The sequence below is a fragment of the Kribbella sp. NPDC023855 genome, assembly GCF_040639475.1.
Taxonomy (GTDB): domain Bacteria; phylum Actinomycetota; class Actinomycetes; order Propionibacteriales; family Kribbellaceae; genus Kribbella.
In genome coordinates, this window is the sequence record NZ_JBFAAA010000005.1 from 557,519 (window position 1) to 567,652 (window position 10,134).

Genomic DNA, 10,134 nt, shown 5'->3' on the forward strand with positions numbered 1-10,134 from the left:
GAATACGCGCGCCCGGCCTCAGGCGGCAGTCACGGTGGACAGCGCTTTGGAGCGGGAGACGATGCGCTTGGCAACGTACTCCGCGTCCCGGCCGACGCCCGGCAGCGTCATCGAGGCGAAGGCGAACTGGAAGCAGAGTCCGCAGAAGAACAGCCCGGGCGCGCCATCGGCGACCCCCCGCATCTCCACCGGCCAGCCGTCGTCGGCGATCACCGGCGCCTTGATCCAGTCGAACACCTGCCGGAATCCGGTGCACCAGACCACGTTCGCGACGTCCATCACCCGGCCGTCGCCGAGCACGGGCCGTCCGTCCTGAACGCCGGTGACCCGGTCGTGGACCCGCTCGACGCCGCGCGCGATCAGGTCCTCGCGCTTGACCCTGAGCATCGGACCACCGTGGTACCGGATCTCGTGCAGTTCCTTGCGGCCCATCGGCGTCCGCCGGGTGATCAGGTGCTTGCCGAGGAAGAGGAAGACCGGGAAGAAGACCCGGGCGCCCTTCTTCTCCAGCCGGACCGGGATCTGGCCCGGGTCCCGGCCGCAGAGCACGGTCGGATGCGTCGGGGCGAGTTCGTAGGCGATGTCGGTCCCAGAGTGCGAACCGCCGACCACGAGAACCGGCCCGTCCTTGAGCTGATCGGGCCGCCGGTACTCGCTGGAGTGGAGCTGCCGGATCGCCGGGTCGAGGTCCACCGCGAAGTCGGGCAGGTACGGCGTACGGCCGAAGGTGCCGGTGGCAACCACTACGTTGTCGGCCAGGATGTGGTGCTCGCCCGTCGTCACGGCGTACCGGCCGTCGTCGAGTGGTTCGAGCTTCTCGACCCTGGTCCGCATCCGAACCGGTAGGTTGAAGTGGTCGGCGTACGACTCCAGGTAGTCGGCGACCTGGTCCTTGGTCGGGTACGACCACTTGTCGGCCGGGAAAGGCAGGCATGGCAGCCCGTCGTACTTGGCCGGTGTGTAGAGGCGCAGGGTGTCCCACTGGGCGCGCCAGTTGTCACCCACGCGGGCGTTGCCGTCCAGGATGACGAACTCCCGGCCCCGCTTCCGCAGGTGGTAGCCAGTGGCCAGCCCGGCCTGCCCAGCCCCGATGATGACGGTCTCAATGCTTTCGGTGATCATGCGAGTCTCCGCTCAGCGCGTAGCGCGTCCTGTGACCGGTAGCGCAGACACCACAGCAGCATCAGCCCGGTCGTCACGACGTAGAAGCCGTGCAAGGCCCAGATCGGCCCCACCGGCAGGTGCACCACGTAGATGCAGTGGACGGCGTTGCCGATGTTGGCGAGGACGAGGTTCGCGAGGCTGTACGACGCGAGATCCTTGGTCCGGATCGCCTTCAGCACCATCGGCAGCGTGCTCGACGCGAACAGGATGGTCGATACCGTCCCCGCGAGAAGAGCAATGCCTGCGCCAGTCATGTCACCGACGGTAGGAGCGGGGGACGGCCTGCCGCGTCGGTCGCAATACCCAACCGCGCAGACCGGGAACTACGTCATTTCTCGTACGACGAAGGGCCGCCCACCGCGATCGGTGGACGGCCCTTCAAGGGTGCTGACGTCAGGCGCCGGCGCCCTCCTGCTTCACTCCGGCGACCGCGGTCGGGTCGTCGATCCGGTACTTCCGGGCCGCCTCCGCGGCGACCTCACGCTTCACCTCGCCGCGCTTGGCGAGGATCTGCAGGGCGGCGACGACGACGGACTCGGCATCGACCTGGAAGTGCCGGCGGGCGGCGGCGCGGGTGTCGGCCAGGCCCCAGCCGTCGGTCCCCAGCGACGTGTAGTCGTTCGGCACCCAGCGGGAGATCTGGTCCTGGACCGCGCGCATGAAGTCGCTGACCGCGACCACCGGGCCCTTGGTGTCCTTCAGCTGCTCGGTGATGAACGGGACGCGCTCGTCCTCGTCCGGGTGCAGCAGGTTGTGCTCCTCCGCGGCGATCGCGTCGCGGCGCAGCTCGTTCCAGCTGGTCACCGACCAGATGTCGGCGGCGACCGAGTACTCCTCGGCGAGGATCTGCTGGGCCTTGCGGATCCACGGCAGCGCGACCCCGGAGCCGAGCAGCTGGACCCGCGGTACGTCGTCGCCCGAGGCCGTCTCGTACTCGTTGAAGCGGTACATGCCCTTGAGCAGGCCCGCCACGTCGAGGTTCTCCGGCTCGGCCGGCTGCGCGACCGGCTCGTTGTAGACGGTGAGGTAGTAGAAGACGTCCTCGCCGTACGGCTTGTCCTTGTCCAGCCCGTAGCCGTACATCCGGCGCAGGCCGTCCTTGACGATGTGCGCGACCTCGTAGGCGAAGGCCGGGTCGTAGTGCACGGCCGCCGGGTTCGACGAGGCCAGCAGCGGCGAGTGTCCGTCCGCGTGCTGCAGGCCCTCACCGGTCAGCGTCGTCCGGCCGGCGGTGGCCCCGATCAAGAAGCCGCGGCCGAGCTGGTCGCCCATCGCCCAGAGCTGGTCGCCGGTGCGCTGGAACCCGAACATCGAGTAGAAGATGTAGAACGGGATCATCGGCTCGCCGTGCGTCGCGTACGCCGTACCGGCCGCGATCATCGAGCCCATCGCGCCGGCCTCGCTGATGCCCTCGTGCAGCAGCTGACCCTTCTCGGACTCCTTGTAGGCAAGGAGCAGGTTGCGGTCGACCGCTTCGTAGGTCTGCCCGTGCGGCGAGTAGATCTTCGCCGTCGGGAACATCGAGTCCATCCCGAAGGTGCGGTACTCGTCGGGCGCGATCGGCACGATCCGGTGCCCGATCTCCGGGTCCTTCATCAGGTCGCGGAACAGCCGGACCAGCGCCATCGTGGTGGCCACCGGCGTCTTCTCGTTGCCCTTGCTGAGCGGCTTGTAGACGTCGTCACCAGGCAGCTTCAGCGTCTTCGGCTTCACCCGGCGCTCGGGCAGGAAACCACCCAGCTGCGAGCGCCGCTCCATCATGTACTGGTACTCCGGCGAGTCGGTGCCGGGGTGGAAGTACGGCGGGTTGTAGGCGTCCTCGAGGTCCTTGTCCTCGATCGGCAGGTAGAGCCGGTCGCGGAAGGTCTTCAGGTCGTCGGAGGTGAGCTTCTTCATCTGGTGGGTCGCGTTGCGGCCCTCCAGCGCCTCGATCGTCCAGCCCTTGATGGTCTGGGCCAGGATGACGGTCGGCTGGCCGACGTGCTCCTTGGCGCTCTTGAACGCGGCGTACACCTTGCGGTAGTCGTGACCGCCGCGGGGCAGCTTGCGCAGGTCCTCGTCGGACAGGTTGCGGACCATCGCCTGCAGCCGCTGGTCACCGCCGAAGAAGTTGTTCCGGATGTACTCGCCGGACTCGACCGAGTAGGTCTGGAACTGACCGTCCGGGGTGGTGTTCATCTTGTTCACCAGCACGCCGTCGTGGTCCTGGGCGAGCAGCGCGTCCCACTCGCGGCCCCAGATCACCTTGATGACGTTCCAGCCCGCACCGCGGAAGAAGGCCTCCAGCTCCTGGATCACCTTGCCGTTGCCGCGGACCGGGCCGTCCAGCTGCTGCAGGTTGCAGTTGACCACGAAGGTCAGGTTGTCGAGCTCCTCGCGGGCGGCCAGGCCGATCGCGCCGAGCGACTCCGGCTCGCCCATCTCGCCGTCACCCAGGAACGTCCAGACGTGCTGGTCGCTGGTGTCCTTGATGCCGCGGTTGTGCAGGTACCGGTTGAAGCGCGCCTGGTAGATCGAGTCCAGCGCCGCCAGCCCCATGGAGACCGTCGGGTACTCCCAGAAGTCCGGCATCAGCCGGGGGTGCGGGTACGACGACAGGCCCTGGTGCGGGCCGCGGGAGACCTCCTGGCGGAACCCGTCCAGCTGGTCGGTGGTCAGCCGGCCCTCGAGGAAGGCGCGGGCGTACATCCCGGGGGAGGCGTGGCCCTGGATGAAGACCTGGTCGCCACCGCCCGGGTGGTCCTTGCCCCGGAAGAAGTGGTTGAAGCCGACCTCGTACAGGCTGGCCGCCGACTGGTAGGTGGCGATGTGGCCGCCGACCTCCAGGCCCTTGCGGTTGGCCTTGCTGACCATCACGGCGGCGTTCCACCGGATGAAGGCCCGGATCCGCCGCTCGATGTGCTCGTCGCCGGGGAACCACGGCTCACGCTCGGGCGGGATGGAGTTGATGTAGTCCGTACTGCGCAGCGCGGGCACCCCCACCTGGCGCTCCCGGGCCCGCTCGATCAGCTTGAGCATCAGGTAACGCGCACGGCCCTTGCCGCGTTCGTCCAGCACGGCGTCGAGCGACTCGACCCATTCACGGGTCTCGTCGGGGTCGATGTCGGGGAGCTGGGTGGGCATCCCCTCGGTGATGATGGCTGGTGGTTCGTGTCCGGAAGCCACGGTGTCCTGCCGTTCTGTCTAGTCGGTCCAACTGCTGGCAATCCTGTCACCTGACCGGAATGCGTTCTACTTCGCATCCACAACCGGGGCCGATCTCGCCTCGAACAGTGGGTTCCCACCGGACACGCACCGTGTCCGGCAGGCGCATACCGGACACGTCACGGAACCCTCGTGCATACTTGCGCGACGCGGTAGGCCACGATGGACTACTGCTACTGACGCCTACCCCCGGCCACCGGGGACGACGGAGGAGGACACGTGAGCGCGACCGCGGACCACGCGGACGGCAAGAGCGGCGGGCCGAACATGGCCAGCCGGCTCGGCTTCGAGAGCGGCACGGTCGTGCTGGAGCTCGGTTACGACGACGACTGTGACGACGCCTTCCGCGACGCCATCGTGGAACTGACCGGTGAGGAGTTCACCGGCGACGACCCGGACGACGCGGTCGATGTCGTCCTGCTCTGGTTCCGCGAGGACGACGGGGATCTGGTCGACGCCCTGTTCGAGACGCTGACCGACCTGAAGGCCGGCGGGGCCGTCTGGCTGATGACCCCCAAGGTCGGCCGGGAGGGCTACGTCGACGCGGCCGAGATCGCCGAGGCGGCGCCGACCGCCGGCATGCAGACCACCAGCAGCCTGAGCGTCACCGAGGACTGGTCGGCGACGAAGTTGGTGCTGCCGAAGTCACCCAAGGTCAGGAAGTGATGCGCCGGTGACTGCTGTCGTCCCCAGGGTCGGCAGTCAGGCACCGGACTTCACCGCACGCAACCAGCACGGCGAGCAGGTCCGGCTCTCGGAGTACCGCGGCCGGCGCGACGTGGTCCTGGTGTTCTACCCGTATGCCTTCAGCCGGGTCTGCACGAGCGAGCTCGGCGCGCTCCGGGACCGGCCGGAACTGCTCGCGGAGGCCGAGTTCCTGGCCATCTCGTGCGACCCGATGTTCACCCTGCGCGCGTACGCCGAGGCGGAGCGGCTCGAGTTCGGGCTGCTCACCGACTTCTGGCCGCACGGCGCGATCGCGTCGGCGTACGGGGTGTTCGACGCCGAGCGTGGTTGCGCGGTCCGGGGGAGTTTCGTGATCGACCAGGCCGGGGTGGTGCGCTGGTCGGTGGTCAACGCGATCCCCGACGCGCGCGACCCGGACGCGTACGCGGAGGCCCTGGCCGGCCTTCGACCCGGTCTCGGATAGACTCTGCGCTCCGCTGTTTCGACGGCGGAACGAGGGCGCTTAGCTCAGCGGTAGAGCGCTTCCCTTACAAGGAAGATGTCGGGGGTTCGATCCCCTCAGCGCCCACCTCGGTTTGGTCACGCTCCTTCCCAGATCCCTCACACAGAGTTACGGTGAACTCAATCCCGAGGGGGGCTCGGGGAATCGGGGGAGACATCGTGAAGTGCATCAGCCGTACTGCCGTATTTCTGACCACCGCCGTATTTCTGACCACCGCCGTAGTCCTGATCGCCGCGGGTGGTGCGACCACGGCGAACGGACGCGACCTGGGAGCCGTGCGCGACCTCGGAGCCGCACGTGGCCTGGCGGCGGTCGACTTCGGGTCCGGGGCGCTGGGGGACTACCGTCCCTACGCTCATTGCGACACCAACTGCCGGGGTGTCGACTACGCCACCAAGCGCTACGTGTACTCGACCTCGTGGGACGCCGCCGACGTCGGGCTGATGGGGGATTCGATCACAGGCCGGGGCTGGGGTGATCTGCTGGTTCTTCTCGCCACCCGGAATCAGGACCTGGCCGTCAACTACTGGGGGAACCGGCCGACCGCTCCGGCTGTCGACTGGCTGATCCAGCGGATCGACGCGGGGAAGCGGATCCCGCGGGTCATCGTGATGGCGACGGGATCGAACGACATCTACAGCCCGCCCGCGATGACGGCTCAGATCCGCCGGCTGAAGGCGGCGCTTCCGGCGGGGACGGTGTTGTTCTGGGTGGATGTGCAGGTGCAGGTGTGGCGGCAGACGCAGACCGTGCAGATCAATGACCAGCGGAACTCGATGGCCGTCAACCAGCAGATCTGGATGGAGATCGATCCGTCCCGGGTGGTGCGGTGGGCCGAGTTGTTCTGGGGTGCGCCGTGGCGGTTGTCGTACTACCTGGCGGACGGGGTGCACCCGAAGTACGAGCGGGGGACCCGGGCGTGGGCGGCGACTCTGTACAGCCCGTTGCTGAAGGCGGGGGTGCTGGGGTGAGGACCGACATGGCTGCGCGGCTGATCCCCTTCGGCGGGCGGTTCGCTGCCCGCCCTCGACACGCTGGGTGAGGCTCGGAAATTCTTTACAGTCGGCTGCCGGAACTGCTTCGGCCAGGTCACATTTCGGCTGGTAAGGTTCCCGTTCGTCGGCTCACGCGATGACGCACCGGGACCACTCGGTCACCGTCGCCGCGCGGCCGGCAACGGGGCTTTTCTGTCGTTGCAGCGAGACGGGTATGCCCTGAGCCCGGCTCCGTCCAGTTGGGGAGGCGCGTGTCCGTGGGTCGCCGACCGGCATCCGCCGCAGCAGCTCCGGCTGCCTGCACCCCTTCCGCTTCCTGGACCCCTCCCGCTTCCTGCACCCGTCCCGCCTCCACGGCCGGCTCGTCGACCGGCAGTGACGTCCTGGCGGTCCGCCGGCAACCCGCGCAGCGGGAGCGGATGCGATGAGGAGCGGGGCAGACCGGCCGGCGATCAGCACCGGCCCGGCTTTGATGATCCCGGCGGGGTATCCGCGCGACCTCCCGAGCGCCCTGCTCCGGGCCGCGCGCGACTTCTCCACCGCGGGGGTCGTCGAGATCGGCCCGGACGGGCGCGAGACGCGACTCGACTTCCCGACGCTGCTCGAGCTGGCCGCCCGGATCCTGGCCGGCCTGCGCGCGAACGGCGTACGGGCCGGTGATCCAGCTGTTGTGCATTGCACCGAGCCGGTCGGGTTCTTCGCCGCGTTCTGGGCGTGCACGCTGGGCGGCATCCGGCCGCTGCTGATGTCGCCGTCGCCCGAGGGTGACACGACCGAAGAGGGCCGCGAGCGGCTCCGCAAGGTCACCGACCTGCTCGGCTGGACCGTCCTCATCGGCCGCCCGTCGGACCTGCCGAACGACCTCGGGCTGCCGGTGCTCGATCCCGACGCGCTTGCCGGGCACGAGCCGACCTCGGAGTTCCACCGGCCGGCCGCGGACGACGTCGCAGTACTGATGATGACGTCGGGCAGCAGCACCGGTACGCCGAAGATCATCCAGCTCACCCATCGCGGCCTGGTCGAGTTCGCGGCCGGTACGCCGGCGATGCTGCCGGTGCGACCCGGGCAGACGACGCTCAACTGGCTGCCGCTGGACCACAGTGGCGCCTTCCTGCTCTACCACCTGCTCCCGGTATTCACCGGCTGCACCAACATCCACGTCGCCACCGACTGGGTTCTCGCGGACCCGCTGCGCTGGCTCGACCTGATGGACCAGCACCGGGTGAACCACTCCTGGTCGCCCAACTTCGGGTACCGGCTGGCCGCCGCGGCGATCGCGGGAGAGCCCGACCGGCACTGGGACCTGTCGGCTCTGCGCAGCCTGGTCAGTGGTGGCGAACAGATCACCGTGCCGGTGGTGAGCGAGTTCCTGCGGCTGACGAACCGCTTCGGCGTCGTACCGGAGACGTTCGTCGCGGCCTGGGGGATGACCGAGACGGTCACCGGCATCACGTTCGCGCGACCGGGGCTCACGCCGAACGTGCATCGCGTGCGGATCTCGCAGGCGGGTGTCGTCGAGTGGGTCGACCAGCGGACCACTACCGGCAAGGTTGCTGTTGCCCGGCCGGGTAAGGGCCGCACGGACGCTCCCGGCGTACTGAGCCTGGTGTCGGTGGGTGCACCGGCTCCTGGGGCGACTGTGCGGATTGTGGGGCCCAACGGCGCAGTACTGCCGGAGGGGCGGATTGGGCAGCTGCAGATCGCGTCTGCTCGGGTGACGCCGGGGTATCTGGGTAATCCGGATGCGGACAGGGCTGCATTCCCGGCGGGGAACTGGCCGGCGCGCAAGTGGCTGGCGACGGGTGACCAGGGCTTCATGTCCGGCGGGCAGGTGGTGATCACGGGTCGCGACAGCGAGCGGATCATCCTCAACGGGCAGACGTACTACGCACACGAGATCGAGGCGGTCGCGGCGACGGCTCCTGGCGTTGAGACCGGCTTGGTGGCGGCGTGCGGGGTGGCTGACGCGGCGCTCGGGACTGAGCGGCTGCTGATCTTCTACGCGTTGTCGTCGGAGTCGGCGGAAGGCGTCGACGAGGCGATCCGCTCGATGGTCCGCGGGCGCCTCGGGCTGGACGCACGGGTGGTCGGCGTACCGCGCCGGCACTTCCCGACAACCCCCGGCGGCAAGATCCTCCGCCCTTTGCTGAAGCAACGCTGGCTGGACAACACCCTGGAGACGGCGCCGGGCCCCTACGCGACCCCGCCCACCGCTTCCCCGTACGGCGACCCCATCCGAGTCGGCTCGGTCCCCACTGCGCGCGCGGACTTCGACGAGGACGCCAGCGAACAAACCACAGAACTCCCAGTAATCCGCCTAGCCTGGCACCGCACCCTCCAAGACTCCATCCCCACGCCCCCATCCCGCCCCACCCTCGGCGCCAACCGCCTAACCACAGACCCCCCACCCCCACCCGCAGACTCCCTCACCCCCAGCCCCCCGAACTCCGACGCCAGTACTCCGGACTCTGCCGCCGCCGACGCCCTCTCCACCGGCACCCCGGCACCTGCCGCCCCAGCCGCGCTCTCAAACAGCACTCCGGAGTCCGACGAGGCTGGCGCACTCACGACTGATCTGCAGGAGGCCGCCGACGCGCTCTCCACCGGCACTTCGGAGTCTGCCGCCAGTACTCCGGACTCTGACGCGGCCGACGTCCTCTCCACCGGCACAGCCGCTCCCGCCGCCTCAGACGCGCTCTCCACCGGCACTCCGGACTCTGACGCGGCCGACGCCCTCTCCACCGGCACACCATCACCTGCCACCCCAGCCGCGCCCTCCACCGGCACACCGGCGCCCGCCGCCCCAGACGCGCTCTCCACCGGCACTCCGGACTCTGACGCGGCCGACGCGCCCTCCACCGGCACACCGGCACCTGCCGCCACAGACGCCCTCTCGAGCAGCACCACGGACTCCGACGCCGAGGCCGCCCTCCGCACCACCGGCACTCCGGAGCCCGACGCCACTGGCACACCCTCGACTGAGCTGCCGGGCACCGACGACCCGTCACCTGCCGACGCGCTCTCCACCGAGCCTCCCGCCGCAGACCCGCGGACGCTCACCCCAGAAGCCTCCGCCGAGCCCGCCGAAGCTGCCACCGAGGAACTCGACGACGATCCCGACGCTTTCTTCAACAGCGCCGCCTTCTCAACCCGCACAACAACCCCCACGGCCCCCGAGCAGCCCGCGCCGTCACCGTCCGAGCCAACCGCCGAAGCCCCGACCCCCGCACCCGCCGCCCCCACCCCGGACCGCGACGACGAAACCACCCACCTCCCCGCCATCCGCCCAGCAGCCAACACCCCCGAGCCCGCCAGCACCGACGCCCAGACGACTGAAGCTCCCGAGGCCGACGCCCCGACTGCTGCAGCCGAGAGCCCCGAGGTACCGGCTGCTGACGCCGAGAGTGCCGAGGTACCGGCTGCTGACGCCGAGAGCGCCGAGGTACCGGCTGCTGATGCCGAGAGTGCCGAGGTACCGGCTGCTGACGCCGAGAGTGCCGAGGTACCGGCTGCTGACGCCGAGAGTGCCGAGGTACCGGCTGCTGACGCCGAGAGCGCCGAGGTACCGGCGGCTGACGCCGA

General features: G+C 69.3%; 7 protein-coding genes and 1 tRNA gene. 5 read left to right on the forward strand and 3 right to left on the reverse strand.

All coding sequences use genetic code 11. The features are described 5' to 3' along the window. Positions 1–18 precede the first annotated feature (18 nt). From AB0F51_RS21605 to aceE, 3 genes are all read right to left on the reverse strand, one after another. Positions 19–1,122: an NAD(P)-binding domain-containing protein gene (locus AB0F51_RS21605; RefSeq protein WP_360282520.1), complete on the reverse strand. Its 1,104-nt coding sequence runs from the start codon at positions 1,120–1,122 to the stop codon at positions 19–21. After that, the gene (locus AB0F51_RS21610) at positions 1,119–1,418 is read right to left on the reverse strand and encodes a hypothetical protein (RefSeq protein WP_360282522.1); all 300 of its coding nucleotides are present in this window, start codon (positions 1,416–1,418) and stop codon (positions 1,119–1,121) included. The genes AB0F51_RS21605 and AB0F51_RS21610 overlap by 4 nt, the downstream gene beginning before the upstream one ends. Positions 1,419–1,557: 139 nt before the next feature. Then, positions 1,558–4,287 (reverse strand): pyruvate dehydrogenase (acetyl-transferring), homodimeric type, encoded by a 2,730-nt coding sequence (aceE, locus tag AB0F51_RS21615; RefSeq protein ID WP_360282560.1) that lies wholly within the window; start codon positions 4,285–4,287, stop codon positions 1,558–1,560. 300 nt (positions 4,288–4,587) lie between these two features. On the opposite strand from aceE, the gene AB0F51_RS21620 reads away from it, so the two are divergent. From AB0F51_RS21620 to AB0F51_RS21640, 5 genes are all read left to right on the forward strand, one after another. After that, positions 4,588–5,034 carry a DUF3052 domain-containing protein gene (locus AB0F51_RS21620; protein ID WP_360282524.1) on the forward strand — a complete coding sequence of 149 codons (447 nt, stop codon included), beginning with the start codon at positions 4,588–4,590 and terminating at the stop codon, positions 5,032–5,034. A 7-nt stretch (positions 5,035–5,041) separates the two neighbouring features. Continuing rightward, positions 5,042–5,518 (forward strand): peroxiredoxin, encoded by a 477-nt coding sequence (locus AB0F51_RS21625; RefSeq protein ID WP_360282526.1) that lies wholly within the window; start codon positions 5,042–5,044, stop codon positions 5,516–5,518. A gap of 33 nt (positions 5,519–5,551) precedes the next feature. After that, positions 5,552–5,623 (forward strand) — tRNA-Val (locus AB0F51_RS21630). 92 nt (positions 5,624–5,715) lie between these two features. Continuing rightward, on the forward strand, positions 5,716–6,528 hold the full coding sequence (locus AB0F51_RS21635) for an SGNH/GDSL hydrolase family protein (RefSeq protein WP_360282528.1): 813 nt from the start codon (positions 5,716–5,718) through the stop codon (positions 6,526–6,528). A 448-nt stretch (positions 6,529–6,976) separates the two neighbouring features. Next, on the forward strand, positions 6,977–10,134 hold a 3,158-nt coding region (locus tag AB0F51_RS21640; RefSeq protein ID WP_360282530.1), incomplete at its 3' end, for an AMP-binding protein.

What these genes read in the sequence shown, in the direction of transcription:
- aceE (WP_360282560.1), bottom strand. Translation starts at nt 4,287, where the DNA reads ATGCCCACCCAGCTCCCCGACATCGACCCCGACGAGACCCGTGAATGG.
- AB0F51_RS21610 (WP_360282522.1), bottom strand. Translation starts at nt 1,418, where the DNA reads ATGACTGGCGCAGGCATTGCTCTTCTCGCGGGGACGGTATCGACCATC.
- AB0F51_RS21605 (WP_360282520.1), bottom strand. Translation starts at nt 1,122, where the DNA reads ATGATCACCGAAAGCATTGAGACCGTCATCATCGGGGCTGGGCAGGCC.